Annotated in this window: 23 protein-coding genes and 1 riboswitch; of the genes, 6 read left to right on the top strand and 17 right to left on the bottom strand. The window is 41.0% G+C overall.

The features are described 5' to 3' along the window. Nucleotides 1-157 precede the first annotated feature (157 nt). Entirely contained in the window at nucleotides 158-781 is a 624-nt protein-coding gene (locus LI112_RS06245; RefSeq protein WP_005426992.1) for a TetR/AcrR family transcriptional regulator, read from the top strand. Nucleotides 782-826: 45 nt separating this feature from the next. Here the strand turns inward: LI112_RS06245 and LI112_RS06240 are convergent, their stop codons facing one another. The 10 genes from LI112_RS06240 to LI112_RS06195 form a co-directional block, all read right to left on the bottom strand. Beyond that, entirely contained in the window at nucleotides 827-1927 is a 1101-nt protein-coding gene (locus LI112_RS06240) for an ABC transporter ATP-binding protein (protein WP_022389056.1), read from the bottom strand. Continuing rightward, a complete protein-coding gene (locus tag LI112_RS06235; RefSeq protein WP_055066362.1) occupies nucleotides 1927-2943 on the bottom strand; it encodes an iron ABC transporter permease in 1017 nt (338 codons plus the stop codon). Before LI112_RS06235 ends, LI112_RS06240 begins: the two co-directional genes overlap by 1 nt. Nucleotides 2944-2957: 14 nt before the next feature. Further along, on the bottom strand, nucleotides 2958-4142 hold the full coding sequence (locus LI112_RS06230; protein WP_227190361.1) for an ABC transporter substrate-binding protein: 1185 nt from the start codon (nucleotides 4140-4142) through the stop codon (nucleotides 2958-2960). A gap of 2 nt (nucleotides 4143-4144) precedes the next feature. Then, nucleotides 4145-5068, bottom strand: coding sequence for a hypothetical protein (locus tag LI112_RS06225; RefSeq protein WP_117739425.1), 924 nt, complete (start codon nucleotides 5066-5068; stop codon nucleotides 4145-4147). Nucleotides 5069-5162: 94 nt separating this feature from the next. Next, complete coding sequence (locus LI112_RS06220) at nucleotides 5163-6503, bottom strand: sirohydrochlorin cobaltochelatase (RefSeq protein WP_227190360.1); 1341 nt, start codon at nucleotides 6501-6503, stop codon at nucleotides 5163-5165. A gap of 181 nt (nucleotides 6504-6684) precedes the next feature. Continuing rightward, nucleotides 6685-6891, bottom strand: a riboswitch (cobalamin riboswitch). Nucleotides 6892-6937: 46 nt separating this feature from the next. Then, nucleotides 6938-8218, bottom strand: a complete 1281-nt coding sequence (locus LI112_RS06215; RefSeq protein ID WP_227190359.1) for a Na+/H+ antiporter NhaC family protein — start codon at nucleotides 8216-8218, stop codon at nucleotides 6938-6940. A 126-nt stretch (nucleotides 8219-8344) separates the two neighbouring features. Continuing rightward, complete coding sequence (locus LI112_RS06210; RefSeq protein WP_055066365.1) at nucleotides 8345-8971, bottom strand: manganese catalase family protein; 627 nt, start codon at nucleotides 8969-8971, stop codon at nucleotides 8345-8347. 3 nt (nucleotides 8972-8974) lie between these two features. Beyond that, the gene (locus LI112_RS06205; RefSeq protein WP_005427180.1) at nucleotides 8975-9259 is read right to left on the bottom strand and encodes a spore coat protein CotJB; all 285 of its coding nucleotides are present in this window, start codon (nucleotides 9257-9259) and stop codon (nucleotides 8975-8977) included. Further along, the gene (locus LI112_RS06200) at nucleotides 9256-9588 is read right to left on the bottom strand and encodes a spore coat associated protein CotJA (protein WP_022389031.1); all 333 of its coding nucleotides are present in this window, start codon (nucleotides 9586-9588) and stop codon (nucleotides 9256-9258) included. The genes LI112_RS06205 and LI112_RS06200 overlap by 4 nt, the downstream gene beginning before the upstream one ends. A gap of 123 nt (nucleotides 9589-9711) precedes the next feature. After that, entirely contained in the window at nucleotides 9712-10248 is a 537-nt protein-coding gene (locus LI112_RS06195) for a flavin reductase family protein (RefSeq protein WP_005427184.1), read from the bottom strand. A gap of 146 nt (nucleotides 10249-10394) precedes the next feature. On the opposite strand from LI112_RS06195, the gene LI112_RS06190 reads away from it, so the two are divergent. Next, complete coding sequence (locus LI112_RS06190) at nucleotides 10395-11582, top strand: MFS transporter (protein ID WP_227190358.1); 1188 nt, start codon at nucleotides 10395-10397, stop codon at nucleotides 11580-11582. A 67-nt stretch (nucleotides 11583-11649) separates the two neighbouring features. On the opposite strand, the gene LI112_RS06185 is transcribed toward LI112_RS06190, so the two are convergent. From LI112_RS06185 to LI112_RS06175, 3 genes are all read right to left on the bottom strand, one after another. After that, nucleotides 11650-12042: a DUF1284 domain-containing protein gene (locus LI112_RS06185; protein ID WP_227190357.1), complete on the bottom strand. Its 393-nt coding sequence runs from the start codon at nucleotides 12040-12042 to the stop codon at nucleotides 11650-11652. Beyond that, nucleotides 12039-12590: a biotin transporter BioY gene (locus LI112_RS06180; RefSeq protein ID WP_005427192.1), complete on the bottom strand. Its 552-nt coding sequence runs from the start codon at nucleotides 12588-12590 to the stop codon at nucleotides 12039-12041. The genes LI112_RS06185 and LI112_RS06180 overlap by 4 nt, the downstream gene beginning before the upstream one ends. 156 nt (nucleotides 12591-12746) lie before the next feature. After that, nucleotides 12747-13664 carry a mechanosensitive ion channel family protein gene (locus tag LI112_RS06175; RefSeq protein WP_005427193.1) on the bottom strand — a complete coding sequence of 306 codons (918 nt, stop codon included), beginning with the start codon at nucleotides 13662-13664 and terminating at the stop codon, nucleotides 12747-12749. A gap of 182 nt (nucleotides 13665-13846) precedes the next feature. Between LI112_RS06175 and trkA the strand changes: the two genes are divergently transcribed. Then, nucleotides 13847-15202 carry a Trk system potassium transporter TrkA gene (gene trkA / locus LI112_RS06170; protein WP_227190356.1) on the top strand — a complete coding sequence of 452 codons (1356 nt, stop codon included), beginning with the start codon at nucleotides 13847-13849 and terminating at the stop codon, nucleotides 15200-15202. Nucleotides 15203-15218: 16 nt separating this feature from the next. Further along, nucleotides 15219-16658 (top strand): TrkH family potassium uptake protein, encoded by a 1440-nt coding sequence (locus LI112_RS06165; RefSeq protein ID WP_227190355.1) that lies wholly within the window; start codon nucleotides 15219-15221, stop codon nucleotides 16656-16658. A 210-nt stretch (nucleotides 16659-16868) separates the two neighbouring features. Here LI112_RS06165 and LI112_RS06160 read toward each other — a convergent pair whose 3' ends face one another. Both LI112_RS06160 and LI112_RS06155 read right to left on the bottom strand, forming a co-directional pair. After that, nucleotides 16869-18539, bottom strand: coding sequence for a glycosyl hydrolase family 18 protein (locus LI112_RS06160; protein ID WP_118035211.1), 1671 nt, complete (start codon nucleotides 18537-18539; stop codon nucleotides 16869-16871). A gap of 313 nt (nucleotides 18540-18852) precedes the next feature. Beyond that, entirely contained in the window at nucleotides 18853-19065 is a 213-nt protein-coding gene (locus tag LI112_RS06155) for a hypothetical protein (RefSeq protein WP_227190354.1), read from the bottom strand. A 499-nt stretch (nucleotides 19066-19564) separates the two neighbouring features. Here LI112_RS06155 and LI112_RS06150 point away from each other — a divergent pair, with 499 nt between their 5' ends. After that, nucleotides 19565-20308: an adaptor protein MecA gene (locus tag LI112_RS06150; RefSeq protein ID WP_227190353.1), complete on the top strand. Its 744-nt coding sequence runs from the start codon at nucleotides 19565-19567 to the stop codon at nucleotides 20306-20308. 73 nt (nucleotides 20309-20381) lie between these two features. On the opposite strand, the gene LI112_RS06145 is transcribed toward LI112_RS06150, so the two are convergent. After that, entirely contained in the window at nucleotides 20382-20582 is a 201-nt protein-coding gene (locus tag LI112_RS06145; protein WP_015541070.1) for a DUF1858 domain-containing protein, read from the bottom strand. A gap of 200 nt (nucleotides 20583-20782) precedes the next feature. Between LI112_RS06145 and LI112_RS06140 the strand changes: the two genes are divergently transcribed. Then, entirely contained in the window at nucleotides 20783-20956 is a 174-nt protein-coding gene (locus LI112_RS06140; protein WP_005427212.1) for a DUF362 domain-containing protein, read from the top strand. Between the two features lie 56 nt (nucleotides 20957-21012). Here the strand turns inward: LI112_RS06140 and LI112_RS06135 are convergent, their stop codons facing one another. After that, on the bottom strand, nucleotides 21013-21543 hold the full coding sequence (locus LI112_RS06135) for a MerR family transcriptional regulator (protein ID WP_055066369.1): 531 nt from the start codon (nucleotides 21541-21543) through the stop codon (nucleotides 21013-21015). Nucleotides 21544-21576: the final 33 nt, after the last annotated feature.

Below are 21576 nucleotides of genomic sequence, written 5' to 3'. Positions count from 1 at the left end.
TTTTATTCATCTAGAGTTATATACCCAAACTGACCATTAGTCAATATACGTTTTTGCCAATGTGTCCAAAAATCAACAACTTCTTTTTGTGATATTGACTTTTGGTCATTTCTGTTTATAATAAATGGCGACCATCAAATACAGGGAGGTTTTCTTAATGGGTAAATTAGAATCAAATAAAAAGAAAAAAGAAGACGCACTGTATAACACTGCTTTCGAACTGTTTACAACAAAAGGGACCAATAAAACTACTATCTCTGATATTGTTGAGAAAGCCGGAGTTGCTAAGGGTACTTTTTATCTGTATTTCAAAGATAAATATGATATCCGAAACAAACTGGCCTCTTCCAAAACGCAGGATTTATTTTTCGCTGCATATCTGGCTGTTCGTCAGAATCAGATCACAGGTTTTCCTGCTCAGCTCCATTTTATGATCGATCATATCCTAAATGCACTCAAAAATGATTCTCAGCTTCTTATCTTTGTTTCGAAAAACCTCTCCTGGAATGTATTTCAGGCTGCATTGGAACAAAAAATGCCTGACAGAGATGTCAGATTTTATGATAAATATCTCCAACTGATCGAGGAAGGTCATCAGGCTTATGAACATCCTGATCTGCTGCTCTTCTCAGTGATCGAGCTTGCAAGTTCAACCTGCTACAACTGTATTCTGTATCAGCAGCCAGTTCCACTTGAAGAATACATGCCTTATCTGCACAAATCCATTGATGGGATACTTTCCAGTTATCAGAAAGATTCTTCTGATACTTCCGCAGACTAAAACAGAGCTGTACCTTATTGGTCAGCTCTGTCTTATATTTCATATCTATTCTGTTTTTAATTTTCCATCTCTTTTGGCTTTTTCCACAAGTCTCCGATTAGCCGCATTCATTGTACCAAACTTATCCACACAGCAAATGACTTCTGCACAATCATCCATCATTTTCTCTGCTTTTTCCAGATGTTCTTCTGTAACAGCCTCGAATGGTTCTTCACTGATCACCTCTGCTGCCAGTGCTTTTGCAACATCATAGTCCAGATCATTACTGTGGATCACACCTGCAATAAATGGAATACCCGCTCTCTGCAATTTTCGATATACCGGAATTCCTCTGCCATTTCCACCAATGACAAATACCTGTGGTTTACCTGCCGGAGCGCCCATTTCCAGACATCCAAAAGAAGCATTATAGCTTCCCGTTGTAATTCCATAAAGATGATGGATATATTCGGATGTAAAAATCTCCTCCGGTGTACCGTATTTTTCGATCCGGTCACCATGGACACAGATCACATAATCTGATATTTTCTGAGCCAGATCAAGTTCATGAAGCGACATCAACACAGCTGTGTGATGTTCCAGAACCATCTTCTTTAATATAGAAAGAAGTTCCAGTTTATGACGAATATCCAAAAAGGAAGTCGGCTCATCTAGAACAATCACTTCTGGTTCCTGGCAGATTGCTCTGGCCAGCAGAATCCTCTGTCGCTGTCCATCACTGATCTCGGTAAAATCTCTGTCCTTAAAATCCAGTGCATGGACCATTTCCATTGCCTTATGTACCTTTTCCCAGTCACCCTCCGATAAGATTCCCAGCGTACCTGTATACGGATATCGTCCTGTTGCAACAATATCCTCACATGTCATAAGCTCTGGTCTTATTCTCTCCGTCGTTACAACGGCCAGCTTCTGTGCAACTTCCTTACCTGACATCTGACTCATCAGTTTCTGATCCAGATACACAGTTCCTCCTACCAGTTTTAGCTGTCTGGTAAGGCTCTTCAATATTGTTGATTTTCCTGCACCGTTCGGTCCGATCAGAGTCAGGATTTCTCCCCGGTTCAATCGAATTTCAATATCACGGATCAGTGGCTTTCCATCGTATCCTACTGTCATCTGTTCAGAATGAACAAAATATTCTCCCATCAGGCCATCCTCTTTCTTCGAATCATAATATAAATCACAACCGGAGCTCCAAATACTGCAGTAACAGAACTGATACTGAGTTCTGTCGGTGCAAAAGCAGTTCTTGCGATCAGGTCACAGAAGAGACAGAATACAGCGCCTCCAAGAAAACATCCCGGGATCACCAGAAGCGGCTTGGATGTTTTCATAAGACTTTTTATAAGATGTGGTACCGCAATTCCAACAAAGGAGATCGGACCGGCAAAAGCGGTCACGCAGGCTGACAGAATACTGGAAAGCAGTATCAGTGCAATACGAAATGCTTTGATATTTACTCCCATATTCTGTGCATAGCCCTCGCCAAGCTGATATGCACTGATCGGCTTGGACATTAAAAATGTAAGAAAAAGTGCAGCAAACACCACAACTGCCATCACAGAAACATTATCCCAGCTTGTTCCGGAAAAGCTTCCCAGTGACCAGTTATGAAGATTTACAATATTGGAATCATCTGCAAAAGTAACCACAAAATCTGTTATCGCAGAACAGATATATCCAATCATAATACCACTTACAACAAGCATGGACATCTGCTTTACCTTTCGTGAGATCAAAAGCACAAATCCCATGGATATCAGAGATCCGGTAAACGCAGCCAGTATCATCAGACCTGAAGTAGCTACCATAGATTTTCCCAGCAGATAGATCATTGTCAGTGCCACGATCAGTTTTGCACCTGATGAAATACCAAGTACAAAAGGACCTGCGATCGGGTTTCCAAAAAATGTCTGCAGAAGAAACCCTGATACTGAAAGCGCTCCTCCAAGAATCACTGCCGCCAGTATTCGTGGCAGTCTTATCTCCCAGACAATATTGTAAGCAGTTTCATCTCCGTTTTTGTGGAACAGTATCTGAAATATATCATTCAGTGAAATAGAAATACTTCCTGAATTGATATTCCAGAATATAAAGACCAGCAGAAGCACTATCAGTATTATAAAAGACAGCCAGTATCTGAAATGCAATTTCTTCCGCATGTTACTTCCTCTCATCATTTTAATTTATGCATGTAAGTCAGTGTATCCAGATTTGGATCATCTGAGGTCAGCATGGTATGAATATCTTCGATCATTGTTCCAAGTTCCATTGTCTCCTGAAACAGATTCTGATTGGTACACCAGACATTTCCATCCTTAACTGCTTTAAAATCAGCAAGCAGAGAACTCTTCTCCAGCATCTGGCTGATATCTGTCAGTTCACCATCGATCGTACTATTGTAGATGATATAATCCGCATCCTTAGCTCCGGCATAAAACTCTTCCATCTGCATATTCATTGTGGAAAGAGAGTTATCATCCTCCGCTCCAAGGTCACTGAAAATATATTTTCCACCGGCGAGTTCGATCATCTTGGATACATAATCTCCTGACTTACGAACATTGGCAGCCCCTACTGAATTGATATAGAAGAAAGCCACTGTCTTTCCGGTAGATTCACTGTCCTCTATTGCTTTCAATTTATCAACCTGTTCCTGAAAAAGTTTGTCTGCAAGTTCTTCTTTTCCAAGAAGAACCCCATATAGCTTCAACCACTCAGTACGGCCAAGCGGATGACTTTCGTAACTTGAATGCTCTACCAGAACCGGGATCCCGAACTGCTCAAGCTTTTCTTTTACTTCCGGTTTATGGTAGATCATTGTAGACTCAATCGCCAGATCACAATTTTTAGACAAAATCAGTTCGTAATCCGGTGCACTGTACTTACCAGCAAAAGAAATACTTCCATCTTCCAGTGCTTTCTTAGCCTCGTCGATATACCATCCGTCAGCATTGGTTCCTGAAAGACTGATACTGTCCAGCCCGTCCAATGCACAGAAAAGATCCATTGCCGATGTTGCCACAAGATAGATATTATCAAGTGGCTGTTTAATAACTGCAATATCACTGTCAAGGCCTTCCGGAGCTTCTTTTCCTTCCGGAACAAGAAGAAACTGCCCATCTCCTGCAATTGTGATAAGTGCATAACCATCTTCATAATAATCTACTGAAAACTGATCTGCATACTGAAGTTCCAGACTGTGATCATATTTTAAGCCAGCCAGATCCTGTCTGACAGCATTGCTTTCTGTTGTTTCTGTTGTCTCTTTTTCTTCAGCCGCCTGAACCAAAGCAGGTGCAGTCGCCATCATAGATGCGGTCAGTGCCGCACATAAAAACATGCGTAACTTTTTTTTCATCTTTATTTTTCAGCCTCTTTGATACTTGCAGAATCAAACTGTAAAGTATATTCAATCTCATGAGGAGTACTCATCGCAACTGTATCTGCTACAACTTCCATTGGATAATCAAATCCATCGACTGGTATTTCAAACACAGAATTACCATCCTTATTAACTGGTTCGTATTTTTCATCACCAATCAGCATATAGTCATAGTACGGACTGCTCCATTCTACAGAAGCGGTCACTTTGCCATCCTTAACTGTAAATCCAGTCGGACTGGTAACGCTTGCTTTACCAGAACCACCTTCCATTTTTACTTCTGCTGTATAGTCTCCGTCTTCCAGTTTCAGATCTTCAGCAGTTACTTTTTTTGCATCAGTTTCTTTTGTATCAGAAGCTTCAGCATCGGCTTCTTTCTGAGGATTTGTTACTTTTACTTTATGATCGTACCATTTGTTCTTCTTTCCGATCAGAGCAACGTCAAATTCTTCGTCAATGGCAGGAACCGGAATGTCAAATCCATAAACTTCTTCGGTATATCCATCACTATAGGTTACTTCATCTGTTGTCGGCTCAAGAATCTCAGCTCCGTCTTTCTGGGCATCATCTGCCTTTCCAACAAAAAGGTTTACAATCTTCTTTGAATTCAGGCTTACATGAATCGTCATTTTACCGTCTTTGACTGTCAGTGTTCCCTTACCGTCATTTGCTTCATTTACATGAAACATGGAGCTGTCGGTATCAAATTCTGCACTGTAAGTACCGTCTTCAAGAACTTCTACTTTTGAAGTATCTTCTTTTTTCTCAGATTCATCCTTTGCTTCATCTGTTTTGGAATCCTCTGTCTTCTCTGTTGTTTCCGCAAAAACAACCGGACTGTAAGCACTGATCATAAGTGCTCCGCTTAATACGCATGCCATCATTGCCACTGAACGTTTCATAATATAAATCCTCCTGATTTTACAGGAAATGCCCGGAAGACAATCAAGCCTTCCGGGCAGTCCCGTTTATTGCATAAATTATTTACACATTACATTATTCTGCTGCAGAATCGTCTGTAACTTCTTCTGCACCATCTGTTGTGTCATCTGCTGCTTCTGCAGTATCATCTGTTGTTTCTTCAGCTGTATCAGCTGTTCCAAGAGAATCAATTGCTGCTTTTGTATGCTCTACGTAAAGATCCTCTACAGCTTCAATTCTTCCAAGACCTGCGATCTGGCAGTCAACGCTGTCAAATGCACCAGATGCATTGAACTGAGATTTCCAGGAATCGTCATCATCACCAGCCATATCGTTGTTTGCATGGTCACCAGCAACAACCATCAGCGGACGAAGAACAACTTTCTTGAATCCTGCGTCTTTAACTTTTGCAATAACAGCCTGGCATTCTGTATCTTCTGGCTTACCTTCTACAGTTCCAATGAAAGCGTTTGTAAATCCAAGATTATCCATCTGTGACTGCATCTGATCATATGTTACATTTGCTGTATGGGAAGTACCATGTCCCATGAATACAAATGCTGTGCCATCTTCTGCAGCTGCTTCCATGCTGTCATATCCAGCTTCTTTGCAAGCTTCATCTGTGATAGCCTGCGCAACCGCTTTCTTGTCATCGTTGATTACTGTAGCATCTTCACCAACTTCACCAAGCATTGGCTCTGCGATCGCAACAGATTCAAATTTATCTTTGTATCCATCAATTGCTTCTGTCATTTCATCATATTCAGCACCATGCATCAGATGTGTAGGCTGAACAACAAGATTTTTAACGCCATTATCAACTGCACGGTCAAGTGCCTGCTGCATATTGTCAATCACTTCATCATCTCTTGCTTCTACATGGTTGATGATGATCTGTGCTGTAAATGCACGTCTTACAGACCAATCCGGATATGCTTCCTGCAGTTTGTCTTCGATTCCTTTGATATCCTCAGCACGGCTGTCGTTGAAGGATGTACCAAAGCTTACAACAAGAAGTTCATTCTCACCGATTTCATCCTGGTTACGAGGATCATCTTTGGATGCATCACCAGTGTCACGTCCGAAGTAATCCGGATCAGCTTCTTCGCCTTCAACCAGTTCCTTCTGAGCGTCTGTCAGTTTATCCCATGCTTCTTTGGCAGCTTTGCAGTCTTCATCTGTTGTATCAGTTCTTTCCTGAACATAGATCTTGTCGATCAGTGCTGCTACTTCATCTGCTGCTTTCTGATCATCATCGGAAGCTTCTTCTGTATCAGCGGTTTCTGCATCATCTGCTGTTTCTTCTGTTGCTGTCTCAGCAGTGTCATCAGAAGCGTAGATGCTTGCAGATCCCATCATTGTGACTGTTGCTACAGTCATTGCAATTGCCAGTGCTTTTACAGTTTTGTTTTTCATGTTTTTTTCCTCCTGTACCTGTTTTCTCATGAAAATTAAAATGAATAACAAAGTACGGCAGCAAGCCTGGTCAAAAAATATTTTTCGGAGAAATACTATATTTCCCAACAAAAAAACTCCTGCACCGGGCTAGAGTTTCTGGATTATGGTACAACCAATTACTCGTGATCCGGAATTTAAAATCCCCGTACCAATAGCAGGCAGGTTTCCTGACTTACAGATCAATACACCCGAATCGTCTTCCCAGTTTCCCAGTGACTGTGCATACACACATGATTCTGCATTCCCTGTATACAGTGACGAGATCGTACAGGACTTACACCTGTTTCCCTTTTAACTGAAGGCTATTTGATTATCTAACATCAGCACCTGTTATTTTTATTATTCAATTTCTTACAGAATACCACTATTTTGGTCAATTTACAATAGGGCAGTTATTTTTTTAACACTAAATCGCACAACGGAAGCAGATACAAAAACACTGCAAATAAGACGCTGTATCCCGGTGCACCTGCTGCTGTAAGCGGAACAGCACACGCGATCGACCACGGCACCAAAGGTGCTATGAGTACTGCACTGTCCTCCAGATTATTGGCAAAACGCAGCTTATCCGGTTCTGTTCTGCTGCAGAGCTGATCTGTAAGCATGATTGCCAATGTCTGATTACATGCCATAACGCTTGTCAGGATTGATGTGACAAGCACTGCAAAATATGGTTTTGTCCTGTCGGCAAGCAAACAGACCATTTTCTGAAATCCATTCAGGATTCCTGTTGCCTGAAAAATTCCTGAATAAGATGAAGAAATGCATACGATTGCTCCAACCTTCAACATCGAAGTGATACCACCTCCATTCAGCATTGCCGCTACCGTCACATCTGTAGAATGGAAACCATTCAGAAGAAGTTCAGGAAGTTCCGTAAATGCCATATTCTGAAGGCCAATACAGACAGGAATTGCAGTAACTATACTTGCGATCATTGCGATCTTCACCCCTGCCTGCATAACAGACAACAGCAGAATCACCGCTGCAGGCAGCAATGCAATCCAGCTGAGCCGGAACTCACTGCCAAAAGCATGTCCAAGATCCGGCATCTCTGTTTTTCCATGAAGCTGTATGCTGACAGTCAGATAAAGAATACAGGTAATGGTAAATGGTGCCAATGCACTTTTGATCATATTTTTTATATTTGTATAGATACCTGTCTCCGTCAGTTCGGCCACCAGAAGTGCACTTGTCGAAACAGGAGAACAACGATCTCCGAAATATACCCCGGAAAGAATTGCACCACCGGTCATCCATGAAGGAATTCCAAGTGCAGAAGCCATCGTTGCACATACAACACCAATCGTAGCTGCCGTACCAAGAGCAGTTCCTGTCAGGACTGAGATCAGACAATTCAGAAGAAATGTCATCAGCAAAAATGTCGATGGTTTTATCAGATGCACGGTATAACAGATGATTGCAGGAATTGTTCCAGCCTGTCGCCAAAGTGCTGTCAGCATTCCGATCAGTATAAATGTGAGCAGAATATTTTTTACTTTCCAGGCTCCCTGTAATGCCATCCTGCTAATCTGTCTCCAGCTATATCCCTGTTTTTTTCCATACAGGCTGAAAATGATCAGACCTGCCAGAAGAGCATATAATATAGATTTTCCTGTTATGATGCATATAATGAGCAAAGCACAGAAAATCCCAATCGTCAGAACTTCCATGATCGTTTTCCTTTCATATTTAATGCGTTGTCATAATAACATGGATGAAAGGAATTGTAAAATCCTGTATTTACCCTAAAAGACCCGGAAGAATCCTCCCAGGTCTTATTTGATATTTCTTTGTTGTTATGAATTTTTACAGGACGCCTCACATGGACAGTCAAAGCTTGGATTGAATGCATAGAAGTTTTTCGCATCCAGCTGTTCCTGTACGGAACGAAGTGCTTCCCCGAAACGCTGGAAGTGTACGACTTCTCTCGCACGTAAAAAACGAATCGGATCTGCAATTTCAGGAATGTCACGGACAACTCGAAGAATATTATCGTACGTTGCCCGGGCTTTCTGTTCCGCAGCAAGGTCTTCAAACAAATCTGTGATCGGATCACCTTTACTCTGGAATTCACATGCATTGAAAGGAACTCCACCGGCTGCCTGTGGCCATACACCTACTGTGTGATCAATATAATATGGCCCAAAACCACTTTTTTCAATTTCTTCCATAGAGAGATCTTTTGTCAGCTGATGAACGATCGTGGAAACCATTTCCAGGTGTGCCAGTTCCTCAGTGCCAATATCATTCAGCACTGCCATGGCCATGCGATTTGGCATAGTAAAACGCTGAGAAAGATAACGCATAGATGCTCCGATCTCGCCATCCGGGCCACCATACTGACTCATGATGAACTGGGCGATCTTTGCATTTGGAGTCTTAATATTTACCGGATACTGCAGTCTTTTTTCATAATTCCACATAAACTATCTGCACCCTCCTTCCGTTTCCCATGGGAATGGCTGCTGCACCCATTTCCATGTATCCCCACCAGATTCCAGTGCAGCATCTACTGTCAGTGGGCCATAACACTGCGCATATTCTTTCAGCAGTTTCTGGCGTTCCTGTTCACACTCCTGATAAAAGGAGATTGCTTCTTCACAGCATGGATGTGTATCCAGATAAAGCAGAACATCATTTACTGCAAAACTGACTTCGTTGATACGGTTCATTAATTTTTCTTTTGCAGTACACTGATTGCGATACATCATCTCTGCCCACCTCTCTTTCCACAAAATGGTTTACAGAGCTGCGGAAAAACAGTTCCGACCTTCAACGCATATCCAAGATCATATGTCGTAGTAAATTTCTGGCAGGGAACATACGCCATGGCTGCTTCCATCTGATCGATGTGTGTATACATTTCCGCATCTCTGGTTTTGGCATCCGGAAGGTGACACGGACATGGCGAAGGGCGGGATGGCTGATTTCTGGAATTATTCCGGCAGGAACACTGCTGCCCGGACATCATCTCTTTTGCCATTCCACAAGTTGCATTATATGGGCGGCCACATGGACGGTTCATCTGATAATTTTCCATGAGCAAATCCTTTCTGTCACAAATAATATGTCTCTATATTTTATGACATAAATATGGAATGGTGCGCATATCTGCCCATAAAAACAGCTCCCTTCACCGGGGAGCTGCACATTTCTTATCGCATTACTCAATCACATATGCATCTACGATTTCTCCGTAATATGCAATGTGTGTATCTCTGTTTGCACCTGAAAATGAACTTTCTACATTCTGTGGGTAAAACTTCTCTCTGTTTTCCTCTGTCATGGCCTCTGTATCCTGTGTCTGTTTATAGACTACTTTGCATTCCAGTGTCAGTGGAAGTTCTTTTACTCCCGGGACAGAAATTGTTTCCGGTTCTTCGTAAGTCAGACCAATTTCTTTCGCTTTATCTACATCTCTTCCTGATTTTGCCCCACAGTATCCAAGAATTTTTTTTGCACTGTCATCCAGTGGAATATTAACCGTAAATTCGCCATTCTTCTCAAGAAGACTTCTTGTAAAACGACTTTCTCTGACAAATGTAATAAAAACTGGTTTTCCCCATTCTACGCCAACCATTCCCCAGGAAATTGTCATAGAGTTCACTCTGCCATCTGCTTTTCCGGTAATCAGCACTCCATTTTTTACTCCGTTCAAAATTTCTCCCATATGTTCAAAAACATCTATTTTTTTCTTCATGATCTTATTTTCCTCCTGTTAGTTTACATACATTTCTTTTGTCCTTTATCTTAAGATAAAAAACAGGAATCTGCAAGTATTTTGTACTTTATCATTCACGTTTTTAAATGTATAATAGAAGTACTTTAACAAAGGAGTTCAGAATCATGTCACCATCAAAATCCAAAAATCTTACCCCTTCCTATGCAGTCATCCAGGGACTGTACTGGATGTATTTTGCAGCAATCATGAGTTTTTCCGGTTTTTTTCTTCTTTCCGGTGGATTTACCAATACTCAGATTGGAATCCTTGCAGCTATAGCAGGACTTCTGTCTGCAGTACTGCAGCCTGTCCTTGCAGGTTACGCTGACCAGCCACAAAGCCCCTCCCTGAAAAAACTGATCCAGATGCTGTATCTTCTTCAGCTGATCCTTGTGATCGGATTATTTTTATCCCATTCTCTCATACTTACCGGACTTCTTTATGGTTCCAGTATTGCCCTGCTGCAACTGATGACTCCTTTTATTAATTCCCTTGGAATGGAAAGCATCAATCAGGGACATTCTCTCAATTTTGGTCTTGCACGTGGAATGGGATCTGTCGCTTATGCCTGTATCTGTTACATTCTGGGGATCATTACGGTAAAAGCCGGACCTGTTTCCATCCCGATCACTGTAATTGTCCTTACCCTGCTGTCTCTTGGTATCCTTATTCTTTTTCCATTTTCCAAAGCAAAATCAGACAGCACTGCCACGAATGCTCCCAAAAGCAGCTCAGACAGTAATCCAATACTTTTTTTCAGGAAATACAAACGTTTTTCCCTGGTACTGCTCGGATGTATCTTTATCTATCTCAGCCATGTTCTGCTGAATAACTTTAATTTTCAGATTGCCCTGGCAAAAGGGGGCGGAAGTGCAGAAATGGGAACAGCCTCAGCAATCGCCGCCATATGCGAATTGCCAACGCTTTTCCTTTTTGGCTATATCATCCGCAAATTTCGCTGTGACCTTCTGCTAAAAACTGCCGGGATCTTTTTCACGATAAAAGCACTTGGCACGCTGCTTGCTCCGGGTATTCCGATATTTTACGGCGTACAGATTTTTCAGATGCTCGGATGGGGACTTATGACTGCAGCTTCTGTTTATTATGTAAATGCCCTAATGGAACCGGAAGACGCAATCAAGGGGCAGGCCTATTTCACAATGGCATATACCCTTGGAAGCGTACTTGGTTCTTTTCTTGGCGGAACACTCATCGACCTTGCCGGAGTACACGCAATGCTGCTCTTCTCAACAGTCTCTGCATTCATTGGTGCACTGATCGTACTAATCTTTGCTGAACGTACTTCAAAATAATATTCCAAAAAACACCGCAAACAGATACTACTTCCATCCGTCTGCGGTGTTTTTCATTTGTTATTTTTCATTTGTTTCGTTTCCATCTGCTCTGTTTATTCGCACAAATCTCATTCCACTGACAATTCCCACAGATTTCCACCCGTTTTCCTGACTCGATCACATTTTTCTGCACATTTTCCACAAATTCCTGAAATCTCATCTGTGCTTTTTCACTGAGTCCGCATGCTTCAAGCACTTTACGGTCATAGGCTTCCACCAGACCGGCACTCACGCAACTTCCCTCTTTCAGATTCGGACACTCTTTACAGATTTCATCTCCGGATACGGTAAGCTCAATATCTGCGCCTTTTTCAAAAAACTCCAGCATCTTCTGCATATTTACTGTGAATCCGCCACTGTAGCCTTTTCCTTCAAAATACGCAAGACACATTCCATGATGCGGTCTTAAACAGATCATGCTACAAATTTGCGGAGCTTTCTGGAAAGACCATAAGCCAGAACAATTTTAATAATATCCGGAATGATAAATGGAATGACACACCATCCCAGAACAGTTGCAAGACCAACGGCACCATTCGCTCTGCTGTAAACGATCATAAACCATGCAGTACCAAAAGCATAGCATACGATCAGTCCTACGATCATGGACACAATCTGCATTACGGATTTCTTACCCGGAAGTTTTTCCATTGCCCACATAACAAGGGCAGAAAACAGAAAACCAATAATATATCCGCCAGTTGTTCCAGCAAGAACACCAATACCTCCAGAAAATCCTGCAAATACCGGTACTCCAATTGCTCCAAGCAGAATAAATACCAATATGGAAAGTGTTCCTCTTTTTCCACCAAGGACACCTACCGCTACAAAAACGCCAAACGTCTGCAGTGTAAACGGAACAGCTGTCGGAATGGATATCCAGGAACAGATTGCCATAATAACTGCAAATACGGCAATGTACACAATATCATAAGTTTTACTTCTGGTTGCTGCTATTGTACTCATTTTTTTCTCCTCCTCGTGATGACAGTTCTATCTGTTATCTATTTAACAATTTAACACAGGCCTTTCCAATTGTCAACTTAATATAAAAAGAGGTTTACATTCAAAAAATTATATTCTTAAATGTAAACCTCTTTTTATAATATTATTTATCGTCAACTATTTCTGTTGATGTACATAAACCTCCATCTGGTTATATGGAATCACAATTCCGTTAGCATCAAATTCTTCTTTTATCTTCTGATTCAGGCGCCATTTCGTTGGCCAGTAACGTTCTGTCGACACCCAGACACGCAAGCCCATGATCACTGCACTGTCTGCAAGCTCGTCCACAAACACAACCATTTCTTTTGTGTCGCTTTTGGTATCTGCATCTTCTCTGAGAATTTTCTCAATGATTCTCTTTGCCTTCTGAATATCTGCCTCATAGGAAATTCCAACTTTGATCTCAAGTTTACGATTCTCCTTGGCCGTTACATTTATGATCGTACTGTTTGACAGTGTTCCATTTGGTACCACAATTTTTTTATTGTCAATGCTCAGAAGTGTTGTATAGCAGATCTCAATCTTGGCGACCGTACCCTCACACCCGTTTGACTGATCCTGAATGATATAATCTCCAACTACAAAAGGTTTAAAAAGCAACAAAAGAACTCCTCCTGCCAGATTTGCAAGACCTCCCTGTAGTGCCAGACCAACCGTCACACCTGCCGTACCAAGCAATGCCGCTACAGAAGATTCCTTTACACCAAGGCTTACTGCAATATTGATGATCAGAAGGACATACAAAACCGCTTTCCCGGCAGAAGAAGCAAACTGTATCACACCAGCATCCACATTGGCTCTCTCCAGAGATCGTCTCATAACATTCAATATCCACTGAATGATTTTTCGTCCCACGAAGAACACAATTACTGAAAGAACAACTTTAATACAAAAGCCCATAACTGCCGGAACCTGGTTTTCCATATACTGTTTAAAATTCAACAGATCTTTCAGACTATCCTTCACACCGTCAATTCCCATTTCCTGCAGACCTTCATCTACTTTACTGACAGTTTCACTGACTGTATCCATAAAAAATCCCTTTCTTTTTTCAATCTGTAATTGTATCTATCATACATCTCTGATATTTTCTTTTGTATTTATTAATATACCATGATTTTTCTGCAAAAACTATTTTAAATATTTAAAAATCCCATATACAGTGATATAATGGAAACACTTATAATAATTATATTCTTTTTACGGAGGAAAGCATGCATATTATAATTGTCGGATGCGGCAAAGTTGGAAGCACCCTTGCAGAGCAATTACAGGAAGAAGATACTGATCTTACTCTGATCGATACAGATGCAGACGTTATCAACAATCTCACCGAAGATATTGATGCCATGGGAATTGTTGGAAATGGAGCCAGCATCAATACACTTATGGAAGCCGGCGTCAAAACTGCTGATATCATGATTGCAGTCACCGCTTCTGATGAATTAAACCTGCTCTGCTGTCTGATTGCACAGAAAGCCGGACATTGTCAGACCATTGCCCGTGTACGCAATCCACTTTACAGTAAAGAGATTGGTTTTATTCAGGAACGCCTTGGTCTTTCCATGATCATCAATCCGGAACTGGCCACTGCCAGAGAAATCTCAAGACTTCTGCGTTTTCCGGCAGCCATCAAAATCGATCCATTTTCAAAAGGACGTGTAGAACTTCTCAAGTTTAAAGTTCTCCCGGAATTTGAACTGGATGGAATGTCAGTTTCCCAGATCACAGACAAATATCGCTGTGATGTTCTGTTTTGTGCCATTGAAAGTAAAACGACCTTAAGCATCCCGGGCGGTGATCATCTGGTTCACAATGGCGATTTTATCTCTATTATCGCAACACCCAAAAATACAGCTCTTTTCTTTAAAAAGATCGGGCTGAAGACACATCAAGTCAAAAATACTCTGATCATTGGCGGCGGCACAATTTCCTATTATCTTGCCAAAGCCCTTTCTGATCTGAAGATCAGTGTTAAAATCATTGACAAGAACAAAGAGCGCTGTGAAGAACTCAGCGAGATGCTTCCAAATGCCACAATTATCTGCGGTGATGGTACAGACCGCGCACTTCTCATGGAAGAAGGTCTTTCCACAGTAGAATCCTTTGTCACACTCACAAACATGGACGAGGAAAACATTTTCCTGTCACTGTCTGCAAAAAATATGACACAGGCCAAACTGATTGCCAAAGTAAACCGTCTTCCTTACAAAGACGTTATCGATGAGTTGGATATTGGAAGTGTGATCTACCCGAAATATATTACCTCTGATTCTATTCTCCGGTATGTACGTGCCATGCAGAATACTATCGGAAGTAACGTAGAAACCCTTTATCATGTGCTTGACAATCAGGCGGAAGCGCTTGAATTTATCATTCGTGATAATTCTCCTGTTGTGGGAATTCCACTTTCCAAACTGAATCTGAAAAACAATCTTCTTGTTTGCTGCCTTACACGTGAGGGGACTGTCAGAATTCCAAGAGGACAGGATTCCATTCAGATTGGCGACAACGTGATCATTGTCACAACCCATAAGGGACTTCGCGATATCCGCGATATTCTGGCATAAGAAGGGATGTATACAGATGAATTTTCGAATTATTGCTTATATCGTTGGATGGGTGTGTAATTTTCAGGCAATGTTCATGGTTCTTCCATGTATCACGGCTCTCATTTATCAAGAACATGAATTTTTCGCTTTTCTGATTTCCATGATTGTCTGCCTGATCGTAGGTCTTCCACTGACTATCCGAAAACCTAAGAACAAAGTTTTTTATACCAAAGACGGATGTGTTGCAGTAGCTTTGAGCTGGTTTGCACTTTGTATTTCCGGTGCAGTACCTTTTGTCCTCAGCGGTGCTATCCCACATCCAATCGATGCTTTTTTTGAGACAGTATCTGGGTTCACAACAACCGGATCCAGTATCCTGACAGATGTGGAAGTTCTCCCTCATTGTATTCTGATATGGAGAAGTTTCACACACTGGATCGGTGGCATGGGGGTTCTTGTATTCTTGCTCTCACTGCTGCCACTTGCCGGCGGGTATCATATGAATCTGATGAAAGCCGAAAGCCCTGGTCCTTCCGTCGGCAAACTGGTTCCAAAAGTTCAGCAGACCGCCAAAATTCTTTACACGATTTATATTGGAATGACACTGTTCCAGATTATTCTTCTTCTGATTGGCAGAATTCCTCTGTTCGATACCCTGTGTATTTCTTTTGGTACAGCCGGTACTGGTGGATTTGGTATCGTCAATGACAGTATGGGAAGCTACAGCACCTACTGTCAGGTTATCACAACGATTTTTATGATTCTTTTTGGAGTCAACTTTTCTGCATATTATCTTCTTCTTACGAAAAAGTTTGTGCAGGCATTTAAATTTGAAGAAGTACGTTATTATTTTGGAATCATTCTCGCTGCAATCCTTGTGATCGGATTAAATACAGCTCATCTGTTCCGCAATCTGGGTGAAGCATTTCAACAGGCAGCCTTTCAGGTTGGTTCTATCATTACAACAACCGGTTTTTCCAGCACAGATTTCAGCCAGTGGCCCTCTTTGTCCAAAACGATTCTCGTACTTCTGATGTTTGTCGGTGCATGCGCCGGAAGTACCGGTGGCGGAATCAAAGTTTCCCGAATTTTGATTCTATGTAAAGCAGCCAAAAAAGAATTCCAGTTATATCTGCACCCGAATGCAGTCAAAAAAATCAAAATGGATGAAAAAACGATTGGACATGATATCATCAGATCTACAAACATTTATCTGAGTGTATATCTCCTGATCTTAGCAGCTTCTGTCCTTATTATCTCTCTGGATAATTTTGATCTTATTACAAACTTTACAGCAGTCACCGCAACATTGAATAATATCGGTCCTGGTCTGGAAATTGTAGGCCCGATGGGGAACTTCAGTTCCTTTTCCTATCTTTCCAAATGTGTGTTAATTTTTGACATGCTTGCCGGACGATTGGAAATTTTTCCTCTGATGCTTCTTTTCTTTAAAGGAACCTGGAAGAAATTCTAGTTCACAATTTTTTCAAATTTATACCATATTTTTTTCACATTTATTAGGTATATTAATATGCATAGAAGGTGCATGCCTTCTATAAAATATTTTTCTTTTTCATACGCGCCGGTACGAAAGTACCGGCCTCCTTCCATTTATGGAACTTTTTTTATTTACGCAACGTCAAAAGCTCTGTCGTATCAATCACTGATACAACAGAGCTTTTTATTACTGTAAATTATCGCTGATCGTCTGCCAGATACTGCTGTTTTCAAATCCCAGCTTCCACTGTGCAACGCCCGCAAGATTATATTTCGGAATCAGTTTCACTTTCTCCGCGATCGATTGTGCATCTTCCAGCCAAATCTGATACGTTGAATTATCTTTTTCAAATGTTGCATAATTCTGACTGACACTTCCGTCCCATACAGCTTCAACGCCATTTTCAGTAAGGACATTCTGTGCTTCATCCATTCCAATCGCCTCACTGGTCAGAGCCCCACCAGTTGTTTTCCAAAGTCTTGTATAAAACGGAATTGCAAGAACTGTTCTTTCTGCCGGCGCTTCTGCAATCGTATCCTGCACGCCCTGCTCCACCCATGGAAGAGAGGCCACAGATCCGGCATCTGACCCTACATAATGTTCATCATACCCCATAATAACAATATAATCTACCACCAGTCCTTGTTCTCTGCGGTCATAATGGCTGGTAAAATCTTCCGGAACCGGATTATCTACTGAAAGAACAAGATTATTCTTATGACATTCAATAGAAAGTTCTCTTAAAAATTCCAGGAAATGAGGTCCCGCATCTTCACTGAGTGTCTCGAAATCCACATTTATACCATCTAGCCCAACGGTAGTTGCTGACTGAATCAGCTGCTGAATCATATTTTGTCTGGATGACAACTGTGAAAGTGTATCCGTTGTACTCACTTCTGCCGTAAAATTATCAATCAGTCCCCAAACCTTTAATCCGCGTTCATGTGCAAGTGCCACATAGTCCGCCGACGCAATATTTCCTATATTTCCTGCTGTGTCCTGAATATAATACCATGTAGGAGAAATTACATTTACACCGCTGACATTTGCGATCGTGTCCGCCAGATATGCATTTGCATCCTGACTTGTCACCTGATGCCAGCTCATATTTACTTTTCCATCCATAGTAAGATAGGTATATTCCTCTTTCTCAAATGATCTCTCAAAATCTTTTGTCTCAGCAGATGCTATCGTATCCTTCTGAACATATCCTATATAGCCATCCATTGTAGCAACCTGGGCCCAGTCTTCCAGTTCTTCCAGAAAGATCAATGTATCCCCCGTCTTCACATCTGTCAGGATCGGAGACTTGATTCCACCCTGATAACGGATACTTGTATCTTTTTTAACTGTCGTTGTCTGCACTCCGGTAAACCTGTACTGGATTGCAACTCTGTTCGGATTTTCATATACATAAGCATCCAGGTCTGTAAATTTCTGCACGAAACCAAGACGCAGATAAACTGTTCCATCCTTCAGCCATACATCGCCTTCTCCGCTCTCTGCTGCCGGATAATACTGCAATTCAGAAGGTGTCGCATAAAGTACTTGCTGGTCAGCACTATCCCAGTAATATCTCTGATTCAGATATGTATTTACCATATCAAGTGGAAGATATATCTGATCTCCTGACATCAATGCGCGTTCTTCCATGATTTCAGTTCCCAGAACAACTGCCATTTCCCCATCTCCGGGCTGTCCATAATATTCTGTAAGATTCATTCTTTCTTTTGTAGGAATATATTTCTTAATAAAATGCATTCCCAGCCCCATAACTGCCAGCACTAAAATCAATATGCAGACAATTACGACAGGCATGTGTTGATTTCTCGTTTGTTTTTTTGCCTGATGCTTCATCTGTTTCTCCCTTTAATTTCAGATAAGATCTGTAACCATTCTGTGTTGCGCTTCTTTTTTTCTTACGTATCGTAACACTTTTTATGCTATTCTCAGTAACCTGATTATTACATATACTTTTTTATTATAACATGCTTTACTATATAATGTCTTAACTAATTATAAATTTTCAAATATTTCCTGTACAGAATCATTACCTCAGACTTTTTAATTTTGTGCAGGATTTTCCGGTCTGGTTAAGTACGAGAGGGGAAACTGCACTTGTACCGGAAAATCGCTGCAATCATCTTATGTATATAAAAGCAGGTATTTATCATCTTCTGTTTTTGGGAAGTTCCCTGATATGTTCAAAGTTCACTTTTGCAATCCTGCCTTCTTCATCTGCAGTATAATCCCTCATGTAACCACCGTCTTCTGCGATCATACAGGCTTTCGCAATACATTTCGGTGTACTGGGATTTCCATTCAGAAAAAGCCTGACACCTTGTTTCCGATAATCTTTTAATTCATCCTTCAAAGGTTTCAATGACTTTTTACTGCATTTACTGTGTGACATATTTTATTTTTTTCGGCCCTCCTTTCCTGAAATTGATTTTAGAAAACACCTGATAGGTTCAAGAAAAAATAATCCTCCGTATAATTGAATTTAATCTTATTGTGGGATTTCCACACTGCCCCAGCAAGAACGCTGTATGATATGTTGTATTACCGGCAATGATATGGAAGGAAAATGTATTGTGTAAGTCTTGCCTCTAATCTGTTCTTCAGCTATATGACGAATATTTTTTCTTATTCCTCATTATACAGAGTTCCTTTGTTTATGCAAGCCTTTTTAGCACTTTATCTAAAAATTCCCAATTAATTTCTAAATATTTTATAAATAGACAGGTTCTATTTCTTTACATTTTCTATGATTGTGGTATATAATATGTCATATTAATAAGTCATGGACTATATAGCCTGTCGTTCTGATATTTTCATATAATATAGCAGAGACAGGTGCATAAGAATAGGATGTGATCATAATGAAAATAGAAAAAATCAATGAAAATCAAATCCGCTGTACATTAACCCGAGAAGATCTCGAAAGCCATCAGGTTAATCTCAAAGAGCTGGCTTATGGTTCCGAAAAGGCAAAAAAACTTTTCCGCGATATGATGCAGCAGGCACAGATACAGTTCGGTTTTGAGGCTGATAATATTCCTCTCATGATCGAAGCAATCCCGGTCAATTTGGACAGTGTCATCCTCATCGTTACTAAAATAGAAGATCCGGAAGAACTGGATACTCGTTTTTCCAAATTTTCACCATATAAGGACAATGCTCAGGCAGAACCACTTCAACTTGACGGAGCAGACAACATTATTGATATCTTCCAGAAAATATGTGAGGCAAAAATGAAAGGTACTACTCGCAAGCAGGCCAATCAGAAAGAAACTTCTGAGAAATCTGCTGCCTCTTCTGAAACACCGACAGTTGATCTGATCCGGTTGTTCAGCTTCTATCATTTGGATGATGTCATCGCTGCTGCACACGGTCTGAACGGATTTTTCACAGGCAAAAATACTCTTTATAAAGATTCTTCAGACCGTCGTTACCAGCTTGTCCTTCATCAGTCTGAATACTCACCAGAAGAATTCAACAAAGTTTGCAATATTCTTTCTGAATATGGATCCGGCAGAGCATTTTCCGCAGCCGGTGAAGCTCATCTGAAGGAACATGGAGAACTGATTTCTTCCAGTGCCCTTCAGCAACTTACACAGCTTTGATAAACACCATGACTTATAAAATGCAAAAAAGACTGGCCCGAAAGCCAGTCTTTTTTATGCGGTAAATCCGTGCTTATTCACCAAGAAAATCATTGATCTGCTGAACCAGAACATCTACGTCCATTCCATGAACCATAGCTGCTTCTTCCAGAGATTCCATCTGTGAAGACGGGCATCCAAGGCAGTGCATACCAGCTCTCATGAGAATTGGTGCAATATTAGGATCTAAAGTAATTAACTGGCCAATCAGCATGTCTTTTGTAACTTTTGCCATTGTAAATTGCCTCCTTTAATATGGAATTCTTAAAATTCCCGACTATGATTTATTATAATATAAAAGTTAGAAGCGGTCAACCAAAAATATCGATTTTTTTGCTTGTTCACAATTTTATACTTGTAATCCATAAAGATATATATTAGAATAACGATATAGAACCTGTAAGGGTACTAACGAGAATAAAGGAGGATACTATAATGGCATATGTAATTTCTGACGAATGTGTAAGCTGTGGAACATGCGCAGCTGAATGTCCAGCTGAAGCAATTTCTGAAGGTGCAGAGCATTTCGAAATCGATGCTGATGCTTGCCTTGACTGTGGAACATGCGCTGATGCCTGTCCTACAGAAGCTATTCACCCAGCTGAATAATTTCATTCATATCAACCAAAAAGCTGCAGCGTCTGCTGCAGCTTTTTTATATTCCGTTACTTATCCCGGTGCCTTCGTCCAGATTTTTTCTCAGCAGCAGCTGCTGCCTCTTTTCGTGCAAGCTGCTGTCTGCGTATCGCATAATCAAGCGATCTGCATCTTTCTTCATCTTCATTCTGTGCCTTCAGTTCCTGCGTGATCAGTCTTTCAAGAATCGCCTGAAATTCTAAGATCTTATCATTTTTCCCCTCGTCTTTTTTGGATATTTTTTCTTTTAAATCCCTGTCTGTTTTTACTTCAGCATGATCTATAACTTCTCCTTCCAGAAGTGTTGATGCACTTTCTCCAAATCCGGTCATAGATGCTGTTATCTGAGGGATCAGGTTCTTGATTGCCCGAAGCTGCAATCCTCTTTTCTTCAGTTCTTTAATATTCAAAAAAAGTTGAATATCATATCCGGTGTAATAACGGTGTCCCAATTCGTTTCTGTGAATCTGTAGTTCCAGTTCCTCTTCCCAGTATCGCAGGACATATGACTTGACTCCAGTCATTTCCACCGCCTGTCTGACTGTATATCGTGTCTCCATCATGCACCTCCTTATGAACTTCATTACATTTTA

Source organism: Blautia sp. 210820-DFI.6.14, assembly GCF_020558815.1.
Classification (GTDB): Bacteria; Bacillota; Clostridia; order Lachnospirales; family Lachnospiraceae; genus Blautia_A; species Blautia_A obeum.
This window is presented reverse-complemented; position numbering and strand designations above follow the sequence as displayed.

Coding starts and splice junctions, on each gene's coding strand:
- LI112_RS06240 (WP_022389056.1), bottom strand. CDS start 1,927: ATGGGAGAATATTTTGTTCATTCTGAACAGATGACAGTAGGATACGAT.
- LI112_RS06200 (WP_022389031.1), bottom strand. CDS start 9,588: ATGGAAAATTATCAGATGAACCGTCCATGTGGCCGCCCATATAATGCA.
- LI112_RS06225 (WP_117739425.1), bottom strand. CDS start 5,068: ATGAAACGTTCAGTGGCAATGATGGCATGCGTATTAAGCGGAGCACTT.
- LI112_RS06180 (WP_005427192.1), bottom strand. CDS start 12,590: ATGAGTACAATAGCAGCAACCAGAAGTAAAACTTATGATATTGTGTAC.
- LI112_RS06175 (WP_005427193.1), bottom strand. CDS start 13,664: ATGGATACAGTCAGTGAAACTGTCAGTAAAGTAGATGAAGGTCTGCAG.
- LI112_RS06145 (WP_015541070.1), bottom strand. CDS start 20,582: ATGGCAAAAGTTACAAAAGACATGCTGATTGGCCAGTTAATTACTTTA.
- LI112_RS06195 (WP_005427184.1), bottom strand. CDS start 10,248: ATGAAGAAAAAAATAGATGTTTTTGAACATATGGGAGAAATTTTGAAC.
- LI112_RS06140 (WP_005427212.1), top strand. CDS start 20,783: ATGGCATATGTAATTTCTGACGAATGTGTAAGCTGTGGAACATGCGCA.
- LI112_RS06245 (WP_005426992.1), top strand. CDS start 158: ATGGGTAAATTAGAATCAAATAAAAAGAAAAAAGAAGACGCACTGTAT.
- LI112_RS06185 (WP_227190357.1), bottom strand. CDS start 12,042: ATGATCTGTTTAAGACCGCATCATGGAATGTGTCTTGCGTATTTTGAA.
- LI112_RS06190 (WP_227190358.1), top strand. CDS start 10,395: ATGTCACCATCAAAATCCAAAAATCTTACCCCTTCCTATGCAGTCATC.
- LI112_RS06230 (WP_227190361.1), bottom strand. CDS start 4,142: ATGAAAAAAAAGTTACGCATGTTTTTATGTGCGGCACTGACCGCATCT.
- LI112_RS06210 (WP_055066365.1), bottom strand. CDS start 8,971: ATGTGGAATTATGAAAAAAGACTGCAGTATCCGGTAAATATTAAGACT.
- LI112_RS06205 (WP_005427180.1), bottom strand. CDS start 9,259: ATGATGTATCGCAATCAGTGTACTGCAAAAGAAAAATTAATGAACCGT.
- LI112_RS06215 (WP_227190359.1), bottom strand. CDS start 8,218: ATGGAAGTTCTGACGATTGGGATTTTCTGTGCTTTGCTCATTATATGC.
- LI112_RS06235 (WP_055066362.1), bottom strand. CDS start 2,943: ATGCGGAAGAAATTGCATTTCAGATACTGGCTGTCTTTTATAATACTG.
- trkA (WP_227190356.1), top strand. CDS start 13,847: ATGCATATTATAATTGTCGGATGCGGCAAAGTTGGAAGCACCCTTGCA.
- LI112_RS06220 (WP_227190360.1), bottom strand. CDS start 6,503: ATGAAAAACAAAACTGTAAAAGCACTGGCAATTGCAATGACTGTAGCA.
- LI112_RS06135 (WP_055066369.1), bottom strand. CDS start 21,543: ATGGAGACACGATATACAGTCAGACAGGCGGTGGAAATGACTGGAGTC.
- LI112_RS06165 (WP_227190355.1), top strand. CDS start 15,219: ATGAATTTTCGAATTATTGCTTATATCGTTGGATGGGTGTGTAATTTT.
- LI112_RS06160 (WP_118035211.1), bottom strand. CDS start 18,539: ATGAAGCATCAGGCAAAAAAACAAACGAGAAATCAACACATGCCTGTC.
- LI112_RS06150 (WP_227190353.1), top strand. CDS start 19,565: ATGAAAATAGAAAAAATCAATGAAAATCAAATCCGCTGTACATTAACC.